A 23,841-nucleotide genomic window follows, 5' to 3' on the forward strand; every position below is an offset into this window, starting at 1 on the left:
CGCATCGGCTGTAATTTGTTAAAGATCGGTTGCTTCGGACACTGCGCTTTTGAAACCTGCTAAACTCTTCGTTTCGCCTCGTTCTGCGCTGTGTCTGCTGCGGAGAAACCGAACTATACGGACGGCCCCTCATACCGTCAACACCCCGCTTCAACAAAATTGCCGGATGTTCGATAAGCGGCTGATTCATCAGGAATTATCCGCATCATTCTTTTCCTCCCCCTCCCGCACCGCCGATCTGCGCCCCTCGCGCGTTATATATATGCAAATTGCCGGCTCGAGCGCCCGACTTGAGAATCGGCCTTGCCGCCTCAAGCTATGGGGGGTCGATGTTTGCCTGGATGGTGCTCCCCATGAATAAAGTCCTGATGTACTGCACCGCCGTCTGCCCGTTCTGCGTGATGGCGGAGCGCCTGTTGCTGCAACGTGGGGTAACCACCATCGAAAAGGTGCGCGTCGATCTCGACACGACACAACGACAGGCCATGATGCAGCGAACCGGCCGGCGGACCGTGCCGCAGATCTACATCGGCGAAACCCACGTGGGTGGCTACGACGATTTATCGGCGCTCGACCGCGCGGGCGGGCTGCTGCCGCTGCTCACGGATGGCTGAACTGTCCGCTGTAACGGAATCGTGCGATGATTCCGGCCAGTTCCGGCGGGGCTGCCTTGCCGAGATCAAACTAAAACCAGACCTAGGAAGGAATCGCGATGAGCGAAGAAGCGCAACAAGAAGTTCAACAGCCGGTGTTTGCCATCCAGAAGCTGTACACCAAGGATATCTCGCTGGAAGTACCGAACACGCCCGCCGCGTTCATGGAAAACGAGCAGCCCGAGTTCAATGTCCAGTTCCGCAACAACGCACGCGGTTTCGACAATGGCTTCTATGAAGCCGCGCTGACGGTGACGGCTTCGGCCAAGGTTGGCGAGCGCACCGTGTTCCTGGTCGAGGTAACCCAGGCCGGCCTGTTCAGCATCGAGAACATCCCCGAGCCCGAACTCGATCCGCTGCTGGGCATTGGCTGCCCCAGCATTCTGTTCCCCTACCTGCGCGAAGCCGTCAGCGATCTGACCACCCGCGCCGGTTTCCCGCCGCTGTTGCTGCAACCGATCAACTTCGAAGCGATCTACCTGCAACAACGTCAGGCGCAGGCCGCACAGCAAGCCGATGGCGACGCTACCGTCACTCACTAAATCCGTCCTGTTGCTGGCCTGCGTCTTCGTGGCGCAGGCGGCAACGGCGGTCGATTTCCGCTCCGCGTCGCGGCATGGGGTGCTGCTTTACCAGCAACCCCAGGATGCCGCCGCCAAGTTGTTCGTCGTCAGCCGCGGTACGCCGCTGGAAGTGCTGACCGAGCAAGGCGAGTGGTTGCGCGTGCGGGATCGTCAGGGTTCGCTGGCCTGGGTGAAGAAGGCGGATCTGTCCGCCACCCGCCAGGTCGAAGTCCTTCGCTCGACCAGTGTCCATGGTCAAGCCGACAGCGCCTCTCCGGTTGTCTTCAAAGCCGAGCCAGGTTTGCTGCTCAACCTTCTGGATAACGCCCGCAACGGCTGGTTGCGTGTGAAGCATCAGGGCGGCCAGGAAGGTTTCATCCGTATCGAGGAAGTCTGGGGCGCATGAAACTTGCTGTTTTAGGGGCCGGGGCCTGGGGCACCGCGTTGGCGATCCGTTTCGCCGATCGGCATGCTGTCCATCTATGGAGCCGCGAGGTCGAGCAGGTCGCGGAACTGACTGTCGATCGCGAGAACCGGCGCTATCTGCCCGGTGCCGCGTTTCCCGCTACGCTTTCCATCACCGCCGATCTGGCCGAGGCCATTCAGGATGCTGGCGTGGTGCTGATCGTCACGCCGATGGCGGGGCTGCGCCCCACGCTGGAGCGGCTGGTCGAGCTGGGTAGCCGAGCACCGGTCCTCTGGGCCTGCAAGGGACTCGAAGCAGGATCGATGCTGTTTCCGCATCAGGTCGCCGAGCAGGTGCTGGATGCCGGGATCGCACGCGGGATGTTGTCCGGCCCGAGCTTTGCCCAGGAAGTGGCCAAGGGCATGCCGGCGGCGGTCACCATTGCGGCCAACGATGGCGATTTCGCGCGCCAGACGGTGGAAGCGCTCAATACCCCGGTGCTGCGCCTGTATGCCAGCGACGATCTGGTCGGCGTGGAAATCGGCGCCGCGGTGAAGAATGTGCTGGCCATTGCGGCCGGTGTCTGCGATGGCCTCAACTATGGGCTGAATGCCCGCGCCGCGCTGCTGACGCGCGGCCTGGCCGAGATGGCGCGCTTTGGCGCCGCGCTCGGCGCCAGGCAGGAAACCTTCATGGGGTTGGCGGGCATCGGCGACCTGATGCTGACCGCCACGGGCGATCTGTCGCGCAACCGTCGGGTTGGTCTGATGCTGGCGCAAGGGCTGAACCTCGACGACATTCTGGTCAACCTGGGGCATGTCGCCGAGGGCGTGCCGACCGCGCGTGAAGTGCTGCGTCAGGCCCAGCAACTGGGGGTCGACATGCCGATCACCCGTGCCGTATGCCGTCTGCTGTTCGACGGCGACCGGGTCGAGGATATTGTCGCCACCTTGCTGGAACGCGCGCCCAAAATGGAACGCGCCGACTGATCTGGCCGGCGCGCCATCGATGCGGGTTGGATTCGTTGGTTCGTTACACAGCGCTGCGCAACGAACCGTTCCGGGTCAGACCTTGTTGTCCGTGCCGCTATCTGCCTGCTGGTTCGACGGGGCGCCGGGCAGGCCGTCCTTCTTCCAGCTATCGAACTTGGCCATGATCGCGTCGTAGGTCTTGTTGCTGACATCGGGTAGCGTACCGCCCAGGATCTCCCTGGCGTCGTCAAAGCCCTTCTGCACCGCAGCGCGTATCTTTTCCAGCTTCTCCGGGTCGCCGCCAATCGCGAATTCGGCAAAAGCCAGGATGCGCTCGGACACCTTCTTCACGCCCCATTCGCCATCGTCGGAGATCGCCGCCTGCGCATCGGCGCGGGTCTTGTCGTCGATCTGCACCCAGTTGCCGCTGGCCGCGGTGGATGCCGCCCAGCCTTGCTTGCCCAGCACGCCGCGCAGCAGTTCCGTCAGTTGCCCCGCCTTGCGCTCCGAATCCTCGACCAGTTGCGCGAGTTCGGGACGTTCCTTCGCCAGTCGAGCGCGCGGGTTATCGTAGGTCAGTTCGGCGGCCTTGCCGCTGCCGACGCTGACCTTCTCCTGCACCGCCGCGCCCTGGGCGACCGTTCCTTCACTCTTGGTCTCGCCGGTCTTGCCAGTCTTGGTGGCGGCGCTGGGATAAGTCCCCTGCCCGCCGACCGATGAAATTCCGTTTGCCATGCTACGCCTCCTTGCAAATACCCCCGTCCACTGGCATATCGGCCATATCTTGCCGCACTTGAGACCGCTTATCTGTAGGACAGCAACCACGGCAATGATTCAATCATTCAGGCTTAGGGCGTGTCGTCACATCTCATTCGTAGCATGGCGCCGGGTGGCGGCCACTCAGATCGCGGCCAGAAAGCGGTGCTGCGTATCGACGAAGGCTGCCGAGTGCGATACGAAGGGCGCGTGCGCCGCCCCCCGATGCACGACGAACTCCGCACCGCGCTGCTGCGCCGCCAGCCAGGTGCCGGCCCCCAATGGGGTCAGCATGTCGCGATCGCCGTACTGGAGCAACAACGGCAGATCCAGCTCGTGAACCCGTACGCGCAGATCGGTGGTGCGCAACAGCTCCAGTCCGGCGCGCAACGCGTCCATCCGCGGCTCGCCGTGCGAGAACAGTTCATCGGTCAGCTCACGGGCAACGGCGCGGGCATCGGCATCGCCCATGGCCTGCAACGAGATGAAACGCTTCAAGGTACCGCGCCAATCGTGCTCCAGGTTCTCCGCGAATTGCCGCATCGTCGTCAGCGGCATGGCCGGTGCCCAGTCCGGGCGTTGCGCGAAGCACGGTGAACTGGCGGTCAAGGTCAGCGAACGCACTTTCTCGGGCCGGCTCAGTGCCCACTGCAAGGCCACCGCGCCCCCCAGCGACCAGCCCACTACGTGGACCGGCCAGGGGAAGGCCTGGTCCAGCAGGGCGACGCAGCCTTCCAGCGTCAGGGGGTTCAACGGCGCACTGCCGCCGTGGCCCGGCAAGTCCACTAGATGGCAGCAATAGTCGCCGGCCAGTTGCCGCGCAGTGCCGCGCCAGATGGCGCCGTTCATGGCCCAGCCATGCAGAAAGACCACGTCCGGGCCATGCCCGACGACTTCGCTGTACAGATTCATCAGGATTCCAGTTGGCGCAGCGCTGCGATCAGCGTGCTCAGGTGTTCGGGCTGGTGAGCGGCGCTCAGGGTGATGCGCAAGCGTGCGCTGGGAACGGTCGGCGGGCGGATCGCGGCGACCAGCAGGCCCTGGTCGGCCAGGCGCGCCGACCAGCGCAATGCCGTGGCGCTGTCGGGCGCCAGCAGCGGCTGGATCGGCGTGGTGGATGCGAGCAGACGCAGCGCGCTATCCGCAAGCCCTTGCCGCAGTTGCGCCACATGGCTTGCCAGCCGCGCCCGCCGCCAGTCGTCGCCCGCGATGCAATGCAGGCTGCATCGCAACGTTTCGGCCAGCATCGGCGGCGCGGCAGTGGTGTAGACATAGGGCCGCGCGAAATTGACGAGGTAATCGATCACCACCGTCTCGGCGGCGATCGCCGCCCCCGCGACACCGGCCGCCTTGCCCAGCGTCGCCATATAGATCAGGCGCTTGGCGTCGAGGCCGGCCGCGCTGCCACGCCCCTGGCCCAGCACACCGAAACCATGGGCATCATCCACGTAGAGCCACGCGTCGTGACGTTCCGCCAATGCCAGCAAGGCGGGAAGCGGCGCCAGATCACCGTCCATGCTGAACACGCCGTCCACCACGATCAGCTTGCGTCGCGCCTTGCTGGTTACCAGCAAGCGTTCCAGCGCATCCAGATCGTTATGCGGATAGCGCCGGAAATCGGCACGCGACAGCAAGCAGGCGTCGTTGAGCGAGGCGTGGTTCAGTTTGTCGGCGAAGACGGCGTCCTCGCGCCCCACCAGAGCGCAGATCGCGGCCAGGTTGGCCTGATAGCCGCTGGCCAGCGTCAGCGCGGCCGGCTTGCCGACAAAGGCGGCGAACTCGTCCTCGAAGGCCTGATGGGCAGCGGTGTGCCCCGTCACCAGATGCGATGCGCCGGAGCCGGCGCCCCAGCGCGCGGCACCGGCCTGCGCGGCCGCGATCAGTGCCGGGTCGCTGGCCAGCCCGAGGTAATCGTTGCTGCTGAAATTGAGCAATGGCCGGCCATCGATGCGCGCCTGCGCGCCGGGCGGGCTCTCCAGCACGCGACGGCGACGGTAAAGGTCGGCGGCGCGGCGGGCGGCGAGTTCGGCGGCGAGCGAGTCGAAAGACATGGTGGTTACGGCGGGAGGAAGGTTGGCATTGTAGCGGATGGCCGCCCGATGGACGGGGCTGCCTACAGCAGCCAGCGCCAGACGACGAACACGGCCAGTCCGGCGCCGATACCCAGCAGCAGGCGATGCCAGCGCCAGACAATGACGCCAGTGACCAGCGCCCCCGCCAGTTGCGGGTTGTTCCAGGAGGTGACCAGCGCGCCGTGTTGCAACAGCACCGCCGGGGCGACGATGGCGGACAACACAGCGATGGGTACGTAGTCGAGCGCGCGGCGGATCGAATCGGGGAAGCGATGGCTGTCGCCCAGCCATAAGCCGGCACGCACGCCGTAGGTGACCAGGAACATGCCTGCGATCATCCAGTAGGTGCTCATCGGCGGCGCTCCAGCGTGAGCCCGGCCGCGATGCCCGACAATGCCGCCAGCATCAGGCCCAGTTTGTAGGGCAGCCCGTCGGCCGCGACCGCGACGGTACCCGCCGCCAGCGCCGCGCCCAGTTGCGATCGCCCCTTGAGCAACGGCACCACGATCCCGACAAAGGTGGCGACCATGGCGAACTCCAGCCCCCAGTCCGCCATGCCGGGAATGGCATGCCCCAGCAGCACGCCCGCCAGGGTCCAGGTGATCCAGTTGCCATACATTGCCAGCGCGGAGCCGAGGTAGTAACGCGGCAGCTTCACCGGCGTGCCTTCGTTCAGCTTGTGGTAGACGATGGCAAAGGTTTCGTCGGTCAGGAAAAAGGCGCAGAAGGCGCGATACGCACGCGGCCAGCCGGTGACGTGGCGCCATAACGTCGCGCTGTACAGCGCATGCCGCAGGTTGACGATGAAGGTGGTGGCGACGATGACCCAGGCGCCGCTACCGGCTGCCAGCAGCGTGATGGCGATGAACTGGCTGGCGCCGCCGTAGACGAACAGCGACATCGCCAGGGTTTCCCATGGGGATAACCCTGCCGGCCCCGCCAGCGTGCCGAAGATCAGACCGAAGGGCGCCGCGCCCACCAGCATCGGAATGGTGTCGCGCGCGCCGGCCCCGAAGCCGGCGAGGAGTTCATGTTTGGGCATGGCGCGATGATACCGTCGCGCGCCGCAATACCCATCCCCGCTTTCCCTAGGGCGGATGCGAAAAGCAAATCCGGGGACACAGAGGACAGGGAGGGCACAGAGTACGCAGAGAAAACCGAAGGACGAGTGATTTATATCCTTCTGGGTTTCTCCGAGTCCTCTGTGTTCTCTGTGCGCTCTGTGTCCCCAGATGTTGCCTTCACTTGTCTTCACCACCCCGCCAATCCTTGCCGCTGCATGCCCCCGACATGCAACCCCGCCCTTTTCCGGGACGCTGGCGGAGCACGGCCGGGCCGCGTGGCATAATGCCGGCTCGCGTTTTACCCCTGTCGCCCCATGCCCCACCAGCACCGCTGGCATCATCCGCTCTGCCTCGCCCCCCGCCCGCTACGCCCCTGGCTGACCGAATCCGGCTCGCTCACCGCGCGCCTGATCGCCCACTACCCGTGCTTCAAGGTACGGGTACTGGCGCAAGGGCTGGCGCGGCCACATGACGACGAGCGCGCGACGCTGGGCCTGCCGCGCGCCAATGTGCGGGTGCCAAGCCGCGAGGTGCTGCTGTGTTCGGGCGATACGCCGCTGGTGTTCGCGCATAGCGTGACCACGCCGGCCGCGGTGCGACGCGGGTTTCGCAAGTTCCGCCATATCGGCGGGCGCTCGCTCGGTTCGATGCTGTTCGCGTCGCCCACCATCGCGCGCAGCATGCTGGCATGGCGCCGGGTGGATGCGCGCCACCCCTTGTGGCGCAAGGCACGCGCGGTGGTCGGCCCGTTGCCGGCACGGCTGTGGGCACGGCGCTCGGTGTTCTACACCGGGCCGGATCGCCTGCTGGTGACCGAAGTGTTCCTGCCGCCGCTTTTCCAGGAGTCCCGATGAATCTTGCCGCCAAACTCGATCAATACCTGCGCCTGACACGGTTGAACAAGCCCATCGGGATCCTGCTGCTGATGTGGCCGACGCTGTGGGGGCTGTGGTTTGCCGGGCAGGGCCGGCCGGAGTGGTGGGTGGCGCTGATTTTCGTCGTCGGCACGGTGCTGATGCGCTCGGCCGGCTGCATCGTGAACGATTATGCCGACCGGGATTACGACGGCCACGTGGCCCGTACCGCGCAACGCCCGCTGGCCACGCGCGAAGTGTCGGTCAAGGAGGCGCTGTGGCTGGCCACGGCGCTGGTCGTCGTCTCGTTCCTGCTGATCCTGCCGTTGAATCCGTTGACCCGCTGGCTGTCGGTGCCGGCGGTGTTCCTGGCGGCCAGTTACCCGTTTACCAAGCGCTTTTTCGCGATTCCGCAGGCGTATCTCGGTATCGCCTTCGGCTTCGGCATCCCGATGTCGTTCACGGCGCTGACTGGCGAAGTACCGCTGGCCGCCTGGGTGCTGCTGCTGGCGAATGTGTTCTGGAGCGTGGCCTACGATACCGCCTACGCGATGTGCGACCGCGAGGACGATCTGAAGATCGGCATCAAGACCGCCGCCATCACCTTCGGGCGTTTCGATGTCGCGGCCATCCTGCTGTGCCATGGGGTGTTTCTGGCATTGATGGCCTGGGTGGGGCTGGCATTCGGCCGGGGTGCGTTCTATTTCGCCGGCCTGCTCGGCGGCGCCGTCCTGGTGGCGTTCGATCAGTATCCGCGCATCCGGCAGCGCGATCCGCAGCGCTGCTTTTCCGCCTTCCTGGCCAACAACCGCATCGGCGGCGTGATTTTCGCGGGGCTGGTGTTCGACTATCTGTTCCTGTGAAAGCGCGGCAACCGGGTGCCTGGCGCTTTTTCGGCCCAGCGCTGCCGTGAAACATTGGATGGCACGCCCTAGACCTGGAACCGCACCACCTGCCCCTGTAGCGAGCGTGCAAGCGCATCCAGTTCTTCGCTGGCCCGGCTGACGCCCGCCACTTCGGCTTCGCTTTCCCCCATCAACGACGCAATGTCGCGCACGCCGGCCGCCGAATCGCCTATGGCGCCCGACTGATGCCGGGCGGCGGCGGCGATGTCATGCGCGTTGCGCAACATGTCGTCGGTACCGGCCACGATGCGCTGCTGTGCGCTGGCGGCGCCGGCCAGGCGTTCGGCACCATTCGAAACCTGGCTGCTCAGCGATTCGATGGCCGCCACCGTGTCCCGCATGCAATGACGGATTTCGTCGGTGATGCGCGAGATATCGCCGGTGCTCACGGCGGTGCGCTCGGCCAGTTTGCGCACTTCGTCGGCCACCACGGCGAAACCGCGTCCTTGCTCGCCGGCCCGCGCGGCCTCGATGGCCGCATTGAGCGCCAGCAGGTTGGTCTGATCGGCGATCTCGCGAATGGAGGTCGTCACCAGGTTGATGCGTTCGGCCGATTCCGCCAGTTGATTGATGCGTTCCACCGAGGTGGTGGCGGTATGGCGCAGGTCATCGTTGATCTGCATGGCCGCCTGCATGGCCTGCGCCGAATCGCGCGCCAGCGCGGCGGCATCGCCCGCCAGGGTGGCGGAGCTGGCGATCCGTTGCGTGACTTCTTCCACCGAGCCCACCAGCGCGCCGGAATCCTCGGCCAGCGAACGGGCCCGTGCGCTGGCCGCCTGCATCCGCTGCCGTGCGCTATCGGTCTGGCCGGCCAGTTGCGTGGCGGTCGCTGCCACGCGCTGCGCCGACTCCTGGGTCACGCCGATCAGCGACGACAACTGCGTGAGCAAGGCGTTGATCGAGCGCGCGATGTCGTCGGTTTCGTCGCGGCCGTGATCCACGCATCGCCGCGACAGATCGTTCCCCAGGGTGAGCATGAAGGTCTGGATGCGACGCAACGGTGGCAGGATGCTGCGGCACATCGCCCAGGACAGCCCTATCAGCAGCAGGACTCCCGCCACGGTGCCCCCCCAGGCCATGGTCAGCGCCGTCCTGCTCTGGGCGACTTCCGCCGCCAGCGCCTCCTGCGCGCGCCCGTCGATCAGATCGGAAAACCGCCCCATGCTGTCTTCCAGCTTGGTGAAGCTGGCCATGACCGGTTCGTAGAACCCGCCTTCGTCCTGACCTGCCCGATAACGCGCGATCAAGGTGCCCGCCTGCTGCACGTACTGCTCCAGATCGGGTTTCAGCGCCGCCAGCGCATTGCGTTCCGACTCGGACAGCGGCAGCGCTTCATTGGCGGCGACGTTTTTGCGCAACCGTTCCACGTGGGCCTTGAACTCGTTTTCCAGCGCCTGGAACTGCTGCGGCGTGGTATCCGCTTTCTGCGCGAAGTGCGCGGCCGCCAGGACATCGGCGCGGATTGCATCGTGCATCATGTCCGCGTCGCCCTGCTGCCGCTGCGCGCTGATGCTGATCGCCCCGGCCTGGATGCCCGCGGTCAGATTCTGGATACTCCAGAGCCCGATCAGGCCCAGCGCCAGGACGAACAAGGTGGCAAGGCAACCAAAGGCGATCAGGCGGGCACGGATGGTCAACGGTAACGACATGAAGTGCGTCCATGGCTATAGAAAATGCTTATCGGTTTATAGCCAAACGTAATCACTCGTGCGGTTGGAATGGGCACTTGCTTGCCCTGAGCCGGAAGCGAAACAAGCCGGAGCGTGCCAGCGTCGCACGCTTGGTGCTTGGTGCGTTTTCGGCCCAGCGCTGCCGCGATGCATGTGATGACGCGCCCTAGCGCCGTTCGATCTCGGTGCCGCCCGCGCCCGGCGTGAGCTTTACTGGCAGAACCCTGGGCAACGCGCGGGCAAAGCGGGCGGCCTGCGCGATGTCGAAGCTGCCCGTCACGCGGAGCGCGGCAACCTCCGGCTGGCGGATATGCAGCCCGGTGTCGCCGTAGCGGGCGAACTCCGCCAGGGCCTGGCCCAGTGGGACGTTGTCGAAAATCACCCGCCCTTCCCGCCACGGCGCGATCTGATCCGGCAATACGGCGCGCACCGGTGCCAGCACCTCGTCGACAGCGGCCACTGCCTGCCCCGGCGTCAACAGGACGCCTGGGCCCACCGCGTGGCCGTCGCGCCAGGGCTGTACGCGCACCTTGCCCTGCTCCACTTCCACTTCGACGTCGGCATCGATATGGCGCACCGAAAAGCGCGTACCCACCACGGTCACGCGTAGCGGGTCGGCGAACACCGAGAACGGATGCCGCGCATCGTGCGCGACGTCGAACATCGCCTGCCCGCCGGCCAGGCGCACCTCGCGCCGATCGCGGTAATACGCGACGTCGAGCCGGGTGGCGGTATCCAGATGCACCCGCGTGCCATCCGGCAGCGTCACTTTGAGCATCTGGCCACGCTGGCTGGCGTAGTGCGCCAGATAGGTCGGCCGGGCAAGGTATTCGGTCATTGCCACCCCGCCCATGCCCCCCAGCGCGGCCAGCACCGTACAGGCGACCAGGCCTTGTTTCAGCCAGCCGGCGCGGCGCGGGCGCACGGGCATGTCATTCGCGGCCGGGCCGCTGGAAAGGCCACGACGCTGCGCCGGATGGCCCGATATACGCAACGCATCGATGCGTTCGGCGGGCAACGCATCCAGCGCCTGCCAGGTTTGCGCCATCGCGGCCAATGCCCTGCCATGGGCCGGGTCCTGCGCCAGCCATGTCTGCATGGCGCGCGCTTCGGCGGCATCGAGCCCGGCTTCCTGGCGCAGCAGCCAGGCGGCCGCCTGTTCATCCAGCGTGTAATGCGCGGCGGGATCGAACACGACCTCGGAAGCGGATCGCGGAGCGGGCTTGGTCATTGAGGACAGGACGCACGGTGGCGGGCGTGCCGATGGTAACGCCAACCGTTTGTCATTGCAGTACGGCGGCGTGGGGCGCTGCGTTCGACGCAACGCATCAGCACATCCGGCCGATTGCGCTGGCCGGCTCGGCATCCTGACCAGCCAGGCTGCGCCGGCAGACCAGCATGGCGTTGATGACGTGCTTTTCCACCATGTTGCGTGAGATCCCCATCCGCTCGGCGATCTCGGCGTGGCTCAGCCCGTCGAACTTGTGCAGGATGAACGCCTCCCGGCAGCGCGGTGGCAGCGCCTCGATGACGCCCAGCAGCGCCTCGGTACGCTGGCGCGTGGCATAGCGGGCCTCGGGCTCCTGCGCGGCGGGCGCCGCGAGTTCCATGCTGTCCAGGTCGTCGTGATCACGGACCTGTGCGCGGCGATGCTGGTCGATCACGATATTGCGCGCGGTGCGATACAACAGCGCGCGAGGTTCGCGCACCGATTCGCCACCGGTGGCGGGTTGCAGCGCCAGCACCCGGGCGAAGGTTTCCTGCACCACGTCGGCCGCCGCATCGCGGTCCGCCAGGGATCGGGAAATGAAATTCAGTAATTCTTGGTAGTAACGCTCGAACACGACGGCGGCGACATCCCAGTGCGATCAGCCGTTTTCCCGCTGCGCCACAAGTTTAGTTGGTAATCGTTCTTATTATCTCGTAGTAAGCTGACACTGTCGAGGCGCGCCGTTGCGGGAAAACCCGCATGGATCAGCGGCTTAAGCCGCCCCTCCACCGCTGCGACGCCTTTGATACGCGGGCGATATCGGCCCGACAAGGCTGTGTTCGATGCGCGCGGCGCGGCTGTCCGTCTGGCGGCTGGCGTTCGATCCGCTGTCGATTGCCTATGCTGAGCGAGTCGAGGCTGCATTCCTTTGGCATGTTCATCATCAGGCTGCTTCCACCGGTTCCTTGGCATAGCGCAATGGATGGCCGCCTGATCGGACGGTGAAAACCGCTCCGGTGACCACTATCGTCGCCGGGCATTTCACTCGCCCCGCAGTCGATGCGGGGCCAGCACAGGATCAGAAGATGCCCAACGTTGCCCTTCTCGCCATCGAATCCCCCTGGTGGCTACCGCGCCACAGCACCGGCGTGGCCAGCTCGATCCCGTTTTTCGAGGGCGTGGCGCGTTATCACAACGAGAAGCAGATCACCGTCAACCTGTACCCGGCCTCGTTCTTCGATGCCGCATCGCTGGATGGCGCCCTGCTCCACCTGTTCCAGACCCACGAGAACTATCAGTTGCTGTGGATTGGCGCGCACGGCGTCAGTGAGCGGGTGACGGAAGCGCAGGTGAACAAGGTGGCAAGTCTGGTGCGTCAATATGGAAAACGCGTCAAGGGCGTGATCCTGAGCGCCTGCGAAGGTGCGAGCATCGGCCAGATCGAACAGGCCATGGCCTGCGATGAAGAACGTCTGGAACACGATTTCTATGGGCCGAACTGGGTGATCGCCTATCGCCACTGTGTGAACTGGTTTTCATCGGCGCTGTTCGAAACCGCGCTGCTGCAAGGCGCCGCATCGGCCTACGCAGCGGGCGGCGTCAACAGCAAGCCCCGCATCCTCGACATGCTGGCCGCCGCAGCGGCCGGCTTCAGCCTGGATGGCCCGTTCGGCACGAACGATGCGGGCGAGCCGGTACCCCTGGGCGATACCCTGCGGCTGTGGGTCCGGCCGCAACGCGCGCAGCAGCCAATGGATGCCACCGAAGAACTGCTCGACGCCATCCGCACCTTGCAAGGCCAGCAGGCGGCCAACTGGTAACCCGCCCCCGCCAGCGGGGCCATGCCGATCCGGATAGGCGGGGCGCCGTCAGAGCGACTCGGCGAATACCTTGAGTTTCTGCAACGCGGTATCCCATTCGCGACCAATCGCCTCCAGCGTCTGCCGCGCGGCCTCGACTTGCGCCGGCTCCAGTTGCCACAGACGCTCGCGTCCCTGCTTCACATCGCGCACGACGCCGGCCTCCGCCAGCACGTGCAGGTGCTTGGTCACGCCCTGACGGCTGATCTGGGTGTTGGCGGTGAGCTGGGCAATGGAAAAGGCGCCGCCGGCGCAAAGCACGGCGACGAGTTTCAGGCGGGTGGGGTCGCCCAGCGCGGCAAAGACATGTGCCAGCGCTTCGCTCGACTGGGTGATGGCGGATACGCCGCGCGGCGTATCCGGATTACTGCTGTGTGCTGACATAACGGCTGAGATTGTCCATTTGCGCACTCCAGCCCTGGCCGTTCATGCGGAACGCTTCCATGCGGCGGTGTGGCGGCACATTGTCGAAACCGGATTCGACCACTTTGAGCAGGGTCGCCTCACCGGGGACATCCTGAAGGGTGAAGACCACGCGCGTCGGCGGTTCCAGCTCATAGTCCACGTTCGGATCGATGGCGAACGGGTGCCAATGATAGGACAGCAGGTGCTGCGGTTCGACCCGCTCGATCACTACGTCGAAAAAGACATGCTCGAAACCGGAAATGGTAATGCGCCCCCGTGTGCGCTGGCCGGGCTCGAACGCCTGCCCCTTGAGGTCGGCGCCAAACCAGGTGCCAAAGGTTTCGGCCTGCGAGAGCGCCCGCCATACCCGCTCGCGCGGCGCGTTGATGACGATGCTGCGTTCGATGCGGTCGGTATCCGTGGCCGTATTCATCTGCGTATCTCCTGTGCGTATCAATGCGCCGTCACCGCCTCGGGTTCATAGGGAGTGCCCTGGCCGGTCTTCACATAGTGTTGCAGGCTGGCCAGAAAATGCCGCCAGCCGTTGCTGCAAAGATCGTAGCACTCGAACTCCGGCACCAGGCCGATGTGCTCGAACGCCAGCCGGGTGCCGCCCGCGCCGTCCGGGGCAAGGCGGAAGACCAGTTGAGTGCCGACCCATTCGTCGCGGCGAGTGGCGTGCCCGAAGTCGAGATGCGCAACGGTGCAAAGCCAACGTACTTCGCGCTCCGACTCCAGATGTTCGATGCGCATGTGCTTGTAGTGCGGCCCGAAGCGAAACTGCGACGTACCGCCCACCCCGGTGGCGACGTCGCAATCCCCGGTCCACCAGCCTCGCAGGCCGGCGGGCGTGGTAAGCGCGGCATAGACGGCGGCCGGGCTGGCCTCCAGGGTAAGGCTTTGCTGGTAGTGACTCATGGCGTGCTCCTTTTACGCAACCATATGGTTGCCAATTGGCAGTATGCAACGCGCCATCAAAAAAGCAACCAAAAGGTTGCTTTTTTGATGGCTGTCTTACCCGATGCCTGCTGTCGCCACGCTCCCGCGCCAGGCCGGGGCTGGCATACGCACTGTGGAGCCCCCGGCAATCGCCAGACAAACGGCGGATGGCCACCCGCATCAGCTTATCAGCAGATAACCATGAAGCTGTTGTTTTTTAACGAATTTTCCAAACAAAAGCCATGCCCCATTGAGCACGCGTCGCAGTGCTGGCACCTTGCTTCTGCCTGAGGAAAGACCGACGCCGATCGGCCCGGGCATCCCATCAAAACTGGAGGAATCCCATGAAGCAGCACGTACTCGCCGACGACGCCGTTCCACTATCGCCCCAGCGCGCGGGCGGAAAATGGCTCAAGCGGCTGTCCTATTCGATCCTGGCCGCGCTCGCGACGGCCGGCATGCAGGCGGCGCTGGCCGCCGCATGGAAAACGGGCGAAGCCTATGAGCAGGGCGATATCGTCAGCCACGGAGGTCAGGAATGGCAGGCGCGCTGGTGGAACCGTAACGACAGCCCCGGCGGATTGTCCGGGGCGTGGCAAGTGGCGCCCTCCGAGGACGCCCCGGCCTGGCAGGCTGCGAACACCTACCAGTCCGGCGAACTGACGCACTACGAGGGGCGGCTGTACCAGGCCCGCTGGTGGACGCGGGGCGATGTGCCCGGCGGCGCACACGGCGCCTGGCGTGCGCTGGGCACTGGGGTGACGCAGCGCCAGTTCGTACTGGTGCCGGGCGGCACCTTCACGATGGGCGCGACGATTGCCGGCCCTATCAACTACGACAATGAGTTCCCCACGCACCCCGTCACGCTGTCACCCTTTTACCTGAGCGCCACCGAGGTCACGTTCAGGCAGTTCGACCGCTATAGCCGCGCCACCGGGCAGCCGAAGATCAGCTCGCGGGATCTCGGGAATGTCGAACTGGGCCGGGGCGAGAACCCGGTGATCAATATCGCGTGGTTCGATGCCATCAAGTACATCAACTGGCTGAACCAGCAGCACGGCTGGCCCAAAGCCTACGACGAGACCAGCGGCGACCTGCTGGACGCCGCCGGCAGGCCCACCACCGATATCGCCCAGGTCGTGGGGTTCCGTCTGCCCACCGAGGCCGAATGGGAATACGCGGCGCGCGATCGCGGACAGGACATCATCAACGCCTGGGGCAATGGCCTGCCCCTGATCCAGGGCAAGCCCGCGGCCAATATCGCAGACCAGAGCCTGAAAGCGTATTTCGAGCCCATCAAAGGCCCACTTCCGGAGTGGATGGTGATCTGGGAAGTGAACGACGGCTATCCCGGCCTGGCGCCGGTGGGCAGCCTGATTCCGAATTCGCTGGGTCTCTACGATATGTCCGGCAACGCGTGGGAATGGACCACCGACCAGGAGCGCGTGTTCACCACTGCAGCACAGGTGAACCCGGTGGGACAGAGCGCCAGCCCGCAACGCATCCTGCGCGGGGCGAGCTGGGACAACGGCATGGAGATGCACCTGACCGACCGGGCACCGGAATGGCCCGATCGTTCCAGCCCGGCCACCGGGTTCCGCCTGGCGCGGTCCTATGTCGCCGGTAGCGGTTCCGGCAGCCACGGCCACTAGGCGCCGCCGAGCCGTACCAGGGCGCGACGTGCATCGCGGGCCGCACCGCCACCACTCACGGCCTGGGGCAAGCGGCCCCAGGCTCAACCCTTCTTGCGCACCTGTTCCACCTCGCCGTGCAAAATGGCGCTCTGGGGGTCGAGCCGGGAAGTCGGCGGCGGAGCGAGCGGTGTGGACTCGGAGCGCAAGGCGGCCAGTGCCGCGCCGCGCACCGGCGGCGATGCCGCAGCATAGGCGTCGAGGATGTCGTTCTGTTCCGAACTGAGCTGCGCCGGATGTCGAAGGCCGAGCACCACGAACTGGATATCCACGCCCAGCAGCGCCACTGCCGCGAGAAGCGCAGCATCGGGCACCCGCTCCCCGGTTTCGTAGTTGGTCTGGGTGCGTCGGGACACACCAGCCTTGGCGGCAAAGTCTTCCTGGCTCATGCCCAGGCGCAGGCGCTCTATCTTGAGCCGTTCGCCAATCGCGCTCATTTGTTCCCGTTTATCTTGACACGAGCAAATTAGTGCTCAAAAATGCAATGGCTGGGCAAATCGTCGGCGATCATAGCATTCGCCTCACGCAAACTCGGTGGGACGTCGCTCGTCTGGACGCTCGCCCAGTGCAAACCAAGGGTTTTAACCCTAGTGCACCAATCATGGCATCTGCCGGCTGTTTTGGCTCGGGTTGCGCGATGTTGCCCTGCGCAGCCGCGGCAAGCGCAACACACCGCACCATTCATGCGGCGCAAACCTGGTTTCCCACCAACAGGGATTTTCCTCATGATGATCGAACTGCGCCAGATTGCGGACATCGATCCTGATTCGCCTATCCCGTTTTGCGACCTGGCCTCGCCTGGCATCCTGGTGCTGGGCACGTTGGCCGATTCGCAAAGCCTGCTCAGCAGCGCCCTGGCGCTGGAGAAGGATTCGGAGCGCCAGATGCGCTTCGTCCTGCGCAACACGCTGACCTTGTTGCGCACGGCGGAGGAAACGCTGGAAACCGCCCTGGAAACCGCCAGCCGCCATGCCCGTCTGAGAACCCCGCATCCGTGCTTTACCCGCCCTTCCCGACAGGAGCCAGCCTTGTTCGTTCGCCCGCTTGCCATCACCGATGTGGATACGCTGGTGCCCGTGTTCATCCGCGCCTACAACGGTCCACCCTGGCACGATGCCTGGACCGAGGCCATGGCACGGCGCTACCTCGGGGGGCTGGCAGGCAACCCCCTGGCACGCGTGTTCGGCATCTTCGACGGGGAAACCCTGCAAGGCGGGCTGATCGCCCAGATCAAATACTGGTGGGAAGGCACCGAGGCATTCATCGATGAGCTGTTCATCGATCCGTCGCACCAGGGTCGCGGGCTGGGGCAAGCCTTGCTGGCCGGCGCGGAAACGATACTGATGGAAGAAGGCGTCACCGCGCTGACGCTGCTCACCCTGCGCGGCGGCGCCGCGGAGGGGTTTTACCGGCGCCAGCGGTTCGAAGCAAAGCAGGAACTGGGCTTCATGGTTCGCGTGTGTGAATTACAAAGCGGATAGGTAAGCTTTACCCACCCGGCGCGGCGAAGCCCGCTTCAGATGGCGCCTCCTGGATTGGCACGCTCCTTGCAACAGTGGACACGCATGCTTTGCCAATTTCAAGGAGTGACATCATGAAGCGCATCCTGACCTCGTTGCTGGCCGCCTCCGCCGTGATGGCCGCCACCGGTGCCATCGCCAACGACGCCGACACCTATCACCCCGAATCCAGCTCGATGAACCCGCCGATCGAACAGAGCCAGGATCTGCAAGTGGATCGCAGCTTCGGCAATTGGGGAACGTGGGATTCCAACCGGGACAACGCCGCCAGCCCGCGCACCAACGAATCGCTGGATAGCAATTCGGATCGTTGATCGCGCATGCAATACCCGATGGGGCGGCCCTGGGGCCGCCCCATTTTGTTGCAAGCCACCGCTGTCGCGGGTGGCCCGCCCCGACAGCCCATTGTCCGCCACGAAATGCGGGAGGATGCTGGGGCGAAACGAGTTTTGGACGTGGGAGCGAAGGTGGATTCGCCCTGCGGCGAACCAATATCAACCTTGGGAGGCAGCAATCGTGGAGCGGATGGGGATACGTCGCGTACCGCCCTGAAAGCCTTCCTGTCCACCCGCCGTGCAACGCGGCCCATGCCGACCGGGCAACCGTTTTCGGCACCTGATGGAAGTGCTTCCGGAGCAGCCATGCAATGGCTCGCCTTCCGGCCCCCCAGACAAGATTTCAATGCAAACCAAGCTCACGCTCAATCAGAAGTTCTGGATCAGTTCGATCCTGGTCATTGCTGTGTCCTGCACCCTGGCGGGGCAATGGGCCAGGAGCAACTATCAGGCTTACCAACTGGCGCAGCGCAGCCTGAAACACCTGACGCTCTATCAGACCGTCCTCTTGACCACCACCGGCATTTCCACCGAACGCGGGCTGATGCTGGCGCAAATGAGCCAGAGCCAGCCTTCCGACCATCTTCAGCAGGCATTGCACGCCCAACGGCGCTACAACGACCAGCGGTTCGACCGGCTGAACCGCTTGCTGAGCCAGAGCGGGCTGGCCAACGACCCGTTGATCCAGGACCGGTTGAAGCAGAGCCGCCGCGCGCTCGGGGCGGCACGTGCGGAGGCCGACAGGCTCTTCAGCCAGCCACGCGCAGCACGCCCGAAGCAGCGGATCACCGACAGCCTGCGGCAAATGATCGCCATCGTGGATGGCATGCGCACGGTGATCGACGATATCGGCACCCGCGCCATCGAATCGAACACGCGAATAACACGGGTCGTGGTGACCACCCGGACGATCACCCAATTGCGGGAATACGCCGGGCGAAGCCTGGCCCTGCTGGCGCCGCCGATGATGGAAGGCAAATGCCTGACCGGCGAGCAGCAAGGCCAGAGCGAGCAATTGCTGGGGCGCGTGAACGAATTGCAGGACCTGCTCGAAAGCCAGCTCCCCACCTATATGAACGAGGGTCTGGTCCGCAAGGCCAGGGCCGATGCCAATCGGCGCTATTTCAGCGATGTCTACGCCACCCTGGTGGAAGCCCGGCTTCAGTGCATGCTGAATGCCCCCTCCCCCATGTATCACGCATCCGAGTTCATCCTCCAGACCCAACCCAAGTTGCAATCGCTGGAGCGCCTGCGCGATGCCGTGTTCCAGATCGCCATCGAGGGGCTCCGCACCAGTCGCGAGGTCACGCGTCGCCAGATCATGCTGACCACTGCCATGACCATTGCCATCGGCCTGGCCCTGCTGGGGCAGGTGCTGCTCACGCGCCGCACCTTGATTGCTCCACTGCTGCGCGCCCGGAACGACATCATCGCCCTGGCCGAAGGCAATACCGGGTGCAACACGGCGACCTATCCCAGCGGCGTGGAGATGCGCGAACTGTTCCGGGCCATCGATATCCTGCGTAGCAGCCAGCAACGACGCAACATCCTGGAGCGCGAACGCGAAATCCTGACCACGCAACTCCAGCAGCAGGCGGAAACGGACGGGTTGACCGGGCTGATCAATCGCCGCGGGCTCGATAGCCAGTGCCAGCACCTGTTCGCCCGGAACGCGGTGCTGGGGCGTGCGGTGGGGCTGATCATGTTCGATATCGATCATTTCAAGCAGGTCAACGACGAACACGGCCACCTGGTCGGCGACCGGGTACTGCAAGCCGTGGCGCACATTGTGCGCAGGGTCTGCCGGGGGAACGATATCGTCGGGCGCTTCGGCGGCGAGGAGTTCGTCATCCTGGTGGAAGGGCTGGACGCGCCCGCCCTGCGCCACCTGGCCGAGAAAGTCCGGCGCGCCATCGCCGGAATGTCCATCACGCTCGAGAATGGCCAGCCCCTGACCGTGAGCGCCAGCTTCGGCGTGGCGCTAAGCCGCATCCATCCGCAAAGCACCTGGCCGCAACTGATCGAGATGGCCGACACCGCGCTGTACCTGGCCAAGAACGCGGGACGGGATCGGGTGATGATGGCGCCACCGGCCGACTGATGGCCGACTGGTGGCCGGCACGGTTCAGAGGTGGCGAATGCGCGGTTTGTAGCGGGCGAACAAGGCGTCGTTGCCGGTACGGCGATCGGTGTTCTGGCTCTGGTAGAGCGGCACCTCGATGCCGCGCTCGACGCAGCGGCGCACGGTTTCCGCCACCAGCGTCTGCGCGATGGCGATGCCCGACAGGCTGGAAAACGCCCCTGTGCCCAGGTCACCGTAGTGCAACAGCGCATCGCCATCGGGTGCGCCGTTGTCGATCACCAGATCGGCCACCTGATACAGCTTGGCCCCGCTGGCATGCCGCGCGGTATTGGCCTGCGACTGCTGCAACGAGGTTATGGCGATGCAGTACACGCTCTCCCTGCGCGCACGCTGCGCCATTTCCACCACGCTGGCATTCAGGCCGGAATTGGAGACGATCAGCATCACATCACCGGCCGACACGCCGAACTCGTCCCACAGGATGTCGGCCAGGCCGGGCAGGCGTTCCATCCGGCTGCTGCGGGTGGCGCCCGCGCCATTGAGTATGGTGTCGTCCAGGATGGCGGCGGCATTGGCCAGCCCGCCGGCGCGGCCGAACAGCTCCATCGGGATCATGTGCGAATGACCGGTGCCGAAGGCATAGATCAGCCGATCCGCCGCCACGGCCTCCACCATCCGTTCAGCCGCCTGCGACAGCGCGTCCTGCTGCCGTTCGATCAGCGCCTGCACACGCGGCAGGCTGGCGGTGATGTAGTCGAGCATGAAAGTCTCCATTGAAGGCCGCGCCACGGGCGTTCAGCGCACCCCGAGTTTCTTTTCCAGCCAGAAGATGCCGGAGATGGTCTTGCCGTCGGTGATCCGGCCATCGAGCACGCCGGCCACCAGCTCCGCCAGCGGTACGGCCAGGGTTTCGACGAACTCGCCTTCATCCAGTTGCGCCTCGCCCGCGGTGAGGCCGCGCGCCAGGAAGAAATGGATTTCCTCGTCGGAATAGCTGATCAGCGGATGCACCACGCCCAGGTATTCCCACTCGCGTGCGGTATGGCCGGTTTCCTCCAGCAACTCGCGCTGGCCGCAGGCCAGCGGCGCTTCGTCGGGGTCGAGCTTGCCGGCGGGGAACTCCAGGAACACGCGATCGAGCGGATAGCGGAACTGGCGTTCCATCAGGATGCGCCCGTCGTCCAGCACCGGAATCACCATCACGGCGCCGGGGTGGACGACATATTCGCGGGTGGCGGTGCCGCCGTCGGGCAGGCGTACGGTGTCGCGGTTGATGTGCAGCAGCGCGCCATCGAATACGCGGGCGCCGTCGGTTCGGGTTTCGATCAGGTGGTCGTCTTGGGGCATGGGCGGCAGGGTTGGGTCGGGTGAAGGGGCGGCACCGCGCCGCCCCGGACTGCAAAGATTACAACCGGACCGGCGCCACGTTCCAGATTTCCGCCGCGTATTCGCGGATGGTGCGGTCGGCGCTGAACTGGCCCATGCCGGCAATGTTGTGGATGGCGCGGCGGGTCCACTCGTCCGGCTTGCGGTACAGCGCATCCACCTTGTCCTGCGTATCGACGTAGCTGCGGTAGTCGGCGAGCAACTGGTAATGGTCGCCCCAGTTCACCAGCACGTCGAACACCAGCCGGAAGCGCTCGGGGTCGTCCGGGCTGAAGTAGCCCGACGCCAGCATGTTCAGTACCTCGTGCAGCTCCACATCCTGCTCGTAGAACGCACGCGGGTTGTAGCCGTCGCGACGCAGTGCCTCGACCTGTTCGGTGGTGTTGCCGAAGATGAAGATGTTTTCCTCGCCAACCTGCTCGCGGATCTCGACATTGGCGCCGTCGAGCGTGCCGATGGTCAGCGCGCCATTCAGCGCGAATTTCATGTTGCCGGTGCCCGATGCCTCGGTGCCCGCGGTGGATATCTGTTCCGACAGATCGGCGGCCGGAATGATGATCTCGGCCAGCGATACGCCGTAGTTGGGGATGAATACCACCTTCAGCTTGTCGCCCACGCGCGGGTCGTTGTTGATCTTCACGCCCACATCGTTGATCAGTTTGATGATCAGCTTGGCCATGCGGTAGGCGCTGGCGGCCTTGCCGGCAAAGATCACTACGCGCGGGGTCCAGTCTTTTTCCGGATGCTTGAGGATGCGGTTGTAGCGGGTGATGACGTGCAGCACGTTCAACAACTGGCGCTTGTATTCGTGGATGCGCTTCACCTGCACATCGAACAGTGCATGCGGATCGATCACTCCGCCCAGGCGCCGCGCCACGAAGCGCGCCAGCCGTTGCTTGTTGTCGAACTTGGCCTCGGCCACTGCCTTGACGAAGGCGGGGTAATCCATGTGCTGCTTCAGTTCGGCCAGTTCATCCAGGTTGCTGCGCCAGGTCTTGCCGATGTAGTGGTCGATCACCGACGACAGCGCCGGGTTGGCCTGGGCCAGCCAGCGGCGCGGGGTGATGCCGTTGGTCTTGTTGGTGAAGCGCTCGGGATAAAGCTTGGCGAAGTCGGAGAAGATCGACTGCACCATCAGTTCGGAATGCAGCGCCGACACGCCGTTCACCTTGTGGCTGGCAACCACGGCCAGGTAGGCCATGCGCACGCGGCGCTCGCCGTGTTCGTCCACCAGTGACATGCGGCTGATGATGTCGCTGTTGTCGCCAAACCTGGCGCGCACTTCTTCCAGGAATTCGTCGTTGATGTCGAAGATCAGCTTGAGATGGCGCGGCAATACGCGGCCCATCATGTCCACCGGCCAGGTTTCCAGCGCTTCGCTCATCAGTGTGTGGTTGGTGTAGCTGAACACCTTTTTGGCAATGCCCCAGGCTTTGTCCCACTCGACGCTGTAGTCGTCGATCAGCATGCGCAGCAGTTCGGGAATCGCCAGCACCGGGTGCGTGTCGTTCAGGTGGATCGCCACCTTGTCGGCCAGGTTGTCCACGCTGTCGTAGGTGCGCATGTGCCGGTGCATGATGTCCTGCAGGCTGGCGGAGACGAAGAAGTACTCCTGCCGTAGCCGCAGTTCCTTGCCGGAATAAGTGGAGTCGTCCGGATACAGCACGCGCGAGACATTCTCCGACAGGTTCTTTTCTTCCACCGCGGCGAAGTAATCGCCCTGGTTGAACTTGGTCAGGTTGATTTCGTTGGACGAGCGCGCCGACCACAACCGCAGCGTGTTGGTGGCGAGCGTGTCGTAGCCCGGCACGATGTGATCGTGCGCCATCGCGAAGACATCCTGGGTTTCCACCCAGCGCACCTTGCGCCCTTCGTCCTGCAAACGGCCACCGAAGCGCACCAGGTACTGCACTTCGGAACGCGGGAACTCCCAGGGGTAACCGTTGGCCAGCCAGTAGTCCGGCGCTTCGATCTGGTTCCCTTCGATGATGCGCTGCTTGAACATGCCGTAGTCGTAGCGAATGCCATAGCCGTAGCCCGGCAGGCCCAGCGTGGCCATGGCGTCGAGGAAGCACGCGGCCAGCCGGCCGAGGCCGCCATTGCCCAGCGCGGCATCCGGTTCGATGGCGTCGATTTCGTCGTAGTCGATGCCCAGGCCGTCGAGCGCGCCCCGCACGTCGTCGTACAGGCCCAGCGCCAGCAGGGCGTTGGTCAGCGCACGCCCCATCAGGAACTCCATCGAGAGGTAGTACACGCGCTTGCTTTCCTGCGAGTACTGCGCGCGGGTGGTCCGCATCCAGCGTTCCACCAGCCGGTCGCGCACGGCGAGCATGGTGGCAAACAGCCAGTCGCGCGGTTGCGCGGTGATCGGGTCCTTGCCGATGGCGAACACCAGCTTGTTGGCAATGGAGCGCTTGAGCGATGCAACGTCGGTGCTGGGGGAGTCGTGTACGAAATCCACGGTCATGGGAAAGCTCCGCTTGGTGTAGTTCTTGAACT

Annotated in this window: 26 protein-coding genes; 11 read left to right on the forward strand and 15 right to left on the reverse strand. The window is 64.9% G+C overall.

Translation table 11 applies throughout. The features are described from left to right. Positions 1 to 353: 353 nt before the first annotated feature. From grxC to FAZ21_RS10965, 4 genes are all read left to right on the forward strand, one after another. On the forward strand, positions 354 to 614 hold the full coding sequence (gene grxC, locus FAZ21_RS10950) for a glutaredoxin 3 (protein WP_136773489.1): 261 nt from the start codon (positions 354 to 356) through the stop codon (positions 612 to 614). 98 nt (positions 615 to 712) lie between these two features. Further along, positions 713 to 1,195: a protein-export chaperone SecB gene (secB, locus tag FAZ21_RS10955; RefSeq protein ID WP_136773490.1), complete on the forward strand. Its 483-nt coding sequence runs from the start codon at positions 713 to 715 to the stop codon at positions 1,193 to 1,195. Then, complete coding sequence (locus FAZ21_RS10960) at positions 1,170 to 1,622, forward strand: SH3 domain-containing protein (protein ID WP_136773491.1); 453 nt, start codon at positions 1,170 to 1,172, stop codon at positions 1,620 to 1,622. Before secB ends, FAZ21_RS10960 begins: the two co-directional genes overlap by 26 nt. After that, complete coding sequence (locus FAZ21_RS10965) at positions 1,619 to 2,611, forward strand: NAD(P)H-dependent glycerol-3-phosphate dehydrogenase (RefSeq protein WP_136773492.1); 993 nt, start codon at positions 1,619 to 1,621, stop codon at positions 2,609 to 2,611. The genes FAZ21_RS10960 and FAZ21_RS10965 overlap by 4 nt, the downstream gene beginning before the upstream one ends. A 75-nt stretch (positions 2,612 to 2,686) precedes the next feature. Here the strand turns inward: FAZ21_RS10965 and FAZ21_RS10970 are convergent, their stop codons facing one another. From FAZ21_RS10970 to FAZ21_RS10990, 5 genes are all read right to left on the reverse strand, one after another. After that, positions 2,687 to 3,328 carry a hypothetical protein gene (locus FAZ21_RS10970; RefSeq protein ID WP_136773493.1) on the reverse strand — a complete coding sequence of 214 codons (642 nt, stop codon included), beginning with the start codon at positions 3,326 to 3,328 and terminating at the stop codon, positions 2,687 to 2,689. A gap of 165 nt (positions 3,329 to 3,493) precedes the next feature. Beyond that, entirely contained in the window at positions 3,494 to 4,261 is a 768-nt protein-coding gene (gene bioH / locus FAZ21_RS10975) for a pimeloyl-ACP methyl ester esterase BioH (protein WP_136773494.1), read from the reverse strand. Beyond that, on the reverse strand, positions 4,261 to 5,400 hold the full coding sequence (gene bioF, locus FAZ21_RS10980; protein ID WP_136773495.1) for an 8-amino-7-oxononanoate synthase: 1,140 nt from the start codon (positions 5,398 to 5,400) through the stop codon (positions 4,261 to 4,263). Before bioF ends, bioH begins: the two co-directional genes overlap by 1 nt. Before the next feature lie 62 nt (positions 5,401 to 5,462). Beyond that, entirely contained in the window at positions 5,463 to 5,774 is a 312-nt protein-coding gene (locus FAZ21_RS10985) for an AzlD domain-containing protein (protein ID WP_136773496.1), read from the reverse strand. Then, on the reverse strand, positions 5,771 to 6,463 hold the full coding sequence (locus FAZ21_RS10990; protein ID WP_169307361.1) for an AzlC family ABC transporter permease: 693 nt from the start codon (positions 6,461 to 6,463) through the stop codon (positions 5,771 to 5,773). The genes FAZ21_RS10985 and FAZ21_RS10990 overlap by 4 nt, the downstream gene beginning before the upstream one ends. 336 nt (positions 6,464 to 6,799) lie before the next feature. On the opposite strand from FAZ21_RS10990, the gene FAZ21_RS10995 reads away from it, so the two are divergent. Continuing rightward, complete coding sequence (locus FAZ21_RS10995; RefSeq protein WP_136773497.1) at positions 6,800 to 7,339, forward strand: chorismate--pyruvate lyase family protein; 540 nt, start codon at positions 6,800 to 6,802, stop codon at positions 7,337 to 7,339. Further along, complete coding sequence (ubiA, locus tag FAZ21_RS11000) at positions 7,336 to 8,202, forward strand: 4-hydroxybenzoate octaprenyltransferase (protein ID WP_136773498.1); 867 nt, start codon at positions 7,336 to 7,338, stop codon at positions 8,200 to 8,202. Before FAZ21_RS10995 ends, ubiA begins: the two co-directional genes overlap by 4 nt. 68 nt (positions 8,203 to 8,270) lie before the next feature. Here ubiA and FAZ21_RS11005 read toward each other — a convergent pair whose 3' ends face one another. The 3 genes from FAZ21_RS11005 to FAZ21_RS11015 form a co-directional block, all read right to left on the reverse strand. Then, positions 8,271 to 9,893, reverse strand: a complete 1,623-nt coding sequence (locus FAZ21_RS11005; protein ID WP_136773499.1) for a methyl-accepting chemotaxis protein — start codon at positions 9,891 to 9,893, stop codon at positions 8,271 to 8,273. 187 nt (positions 9,894 to 10,080) lie between these two features. Beyond that, positions 10,081 to 11,145, reverse strand: a complete 1,065-nt coding sequence (locus FAZ21_RS11010; protein ID WP_136773500.1) for a FecR family protein — start codon at positions 11,143 to 11,145, stop codon at positions 10,081 to 10,083. A 97-nt stretch (positions 11,146 to 11,242) separates the two neighbouring features. Further along, entirely contained in the window at positions 11,243 to 11,758 is a 516-nt protein-coding gene (locus FAZ21_RS11015; RefSeq protein ID WP_136773501.1) for a sigma-70 family RNA polymerase sigma factor, read from the reverse strand. A 451-nt stretch (positions 11,759 to 12,209) separates the two neighbouring features. Between FAZ21_RS11015 and FAZ21_RS11020 the strand changes: the two genes are divergently transcribed. Further along, the gene (locus tag FAZ21_RS11020; RefSeq protein WP_136773502.1) at positions 12,210 to 12,944 is read left to right on the forward strand and encodes a hypothetical protein; all 735 of its coding nucleotides are present in this window, start codon (positions 12,210 to 12,212) and stop codon (positions 12,942 to 12,944) included. A gap of 48 nt (positions 12,945 to 12,992) precedes the next feature. Here FAZ21_RS11020 and FAZ21_RS11025 read toward each other — a convergent pair whose 3' ends face one another. Genes FAZ21_RS11025 through FAZ21_RS11035 form a run of 3 tightly spaced genes read right to left on the reverse strand, consistent with a single transcriptional unit; the run spans position 12,993 to position 14,306 of the window. Continuing rightward, a complete protein-coding gene (locus FAZ21_RS11025; RefSeq protein WP_136773503.1) occupies positions 12,993 to 13,367 on the reverse strand; it encodes an ArsR/SmtB family transcription factor in 375 nt (124 codons plus the stop codon). After that, a complete protein-coding gene (locus FAZ21_RS11030) occupies positions 13,348 to 13,821 on the reverse strand; it encodes an SRPBCC family protein (protein WP_136773504.1) in 474 nt (157 codons plus the stop codon). Before FAZ21_RS11030 ends, FAZ21_RS11025 begins: the two co-directional genes overlap by 20 nt. A 20-nt stretch (positions 13,822 to 13,841) precedes the next feature. After that, positions 13,842 to 14,306, reverse strand: a complete 465-nt coding sequence (locus FAZ21_RS11035) for an SRPBCC family protein (protein WP_136773505.1) — start codon at positions 14,304 to 14,306, stop codon at positions 13,842 to 13,844. Between the two features lie 365 nt (positions 14,307 to 14,671). On the opposite strand from FAZ21_RS11035, the gene FAZ21_RS11040 reads away from it, so the two are divergent. Beyond that, a complete protein-coding gene (locus FAZ21_RS11040) occupies positions 14,672 to 15,979 on the forward strand; it encodes an SUMF1/EgtB/PvdO family nonheme iron enzyme (RefSeq protein WP_136773506.1) in 1,308 nt (435 codons plus the stop codon). A gap of 83 nt (positions 15,980 to 16,062) precedes the next feature. On the opposite strand, the gene FAZ21_RS11045 is transcribed toward FAZ21_RS11040, so the two are convergent. After that, a complete protein-coding gene (locus FAZ21_RS11045; RefSeq protein ID WP_136773507.1) occupies positions 16,063 to 16,455 on the reverse strand; it encodes a helix-turn-helix transcriptional regulator in 393 nt (130 codons plus the stop codon). A 288-nt stretch (positions 16,456 to 16,743) separates the two neighbouring features. Between FAZ21_RS11045 and FAZ21_RS11050 the strand changes: the two genes are divergently transcribed. From FAZ21_RS11050 to FAZ21_RS11060, 3 genes are all read left to right on the forward strand, one after another. Beyond that, the gene (locus FAZ21_RS11050; RefSeq protein ID WP_169307362.1) at positions 16,744 to 17,499 is read left to right on the forward strand and encodes a GNAT family N-acetyltransferase; all 756 of its coding nucleotides are present in this window, start codon (positions 16,744 to 16,746) and stop codon (positions 17,497 to 17,499) included. 113 nt (positions 17,500 to 17,612) lie between these two features. Further along, positions 17,613 to 17,852, forward strand: coding sequence for a hypothetical protein (locus FAZ21_RS11055; RefSeq protein ID WP_136773509.1), 240 nt, complete (start codon positions 17,613 to 17,615; stop codon positions 17,850 to 17,852). Positions 17,853 to 18,219: 367 nt separating this feature from the next. Next, a complete protein-coding gene (locus FAZ21_RS11060; protein WP_169307363.1) occupies positions 18,220 to 19,974 on the forward strand; it encodes a GGDEF domain-containing protein in 1,755 nt (584 codons plus the stop codon). Between the two features lie 24 nt (positions 19,975 to 19,998). Here the strand turns inward: FAZ21_RS11060 and FAZ21_RS11065 are convergent, their stop codons facing one another. From FAZ21_RS11065 to glgP, 3 genes are read right to left on the reverse strand one after another with little or no spacing between them, the layout of a single operon-like run. Further along, positions 19,999 to 20,718, reverse strand: a complete 720-nt coding sequence (locus FAZ21_RS11065) for a sugar isomerase domain-containing protein (protein ID WP_169307364.1) — start codon at positions 20,716 to 20,718, stop codon at positions 19,999 to 20,001. A 33-nt stretch (positions 20,719 to 20,751) separates the two neighbouring features. After that, the gene (locus FAZ21_RS11070) at positions 20,752 to 21,303 is read right to left on the reverse strand and encodes an NUDIX domain-containing protein (protein WP_136773512.1); all 552 of its coding nucleotides are present in this window, start codon (positions 21,301 to 21,303) and stop codon (positions 20,752 to 20,754) included. 58 nt (positions 21,304 to 21,361) lie between these two features. Beyond that, complete coding sequence (gene glgP, locus FAZ21_RS11075; protein ID WP_136773513.1) at positions 21,362 to 23,809, reverse strand: glycogen/starch/alpha-glucan family phosphorylase; 2,448 nt, start codon at positions 23,807 to 23,809, stop codon at positions 21,362 to 21,364. Between the last annotated feature and the right edge of the window lie 32 nt (positions 23,810 to 23,841).

Source organism: Chitiniphilus eburneus (assembly GCF_005048205.1).
GTDB classification, from domain to species: domain Bacteria; phylum Pseudomonadota; class Gammaproteobacteria; order Burkholderiales; family Chitinibacteraceae; genus Chitiniphilus; species Chitiniphilus eburneus.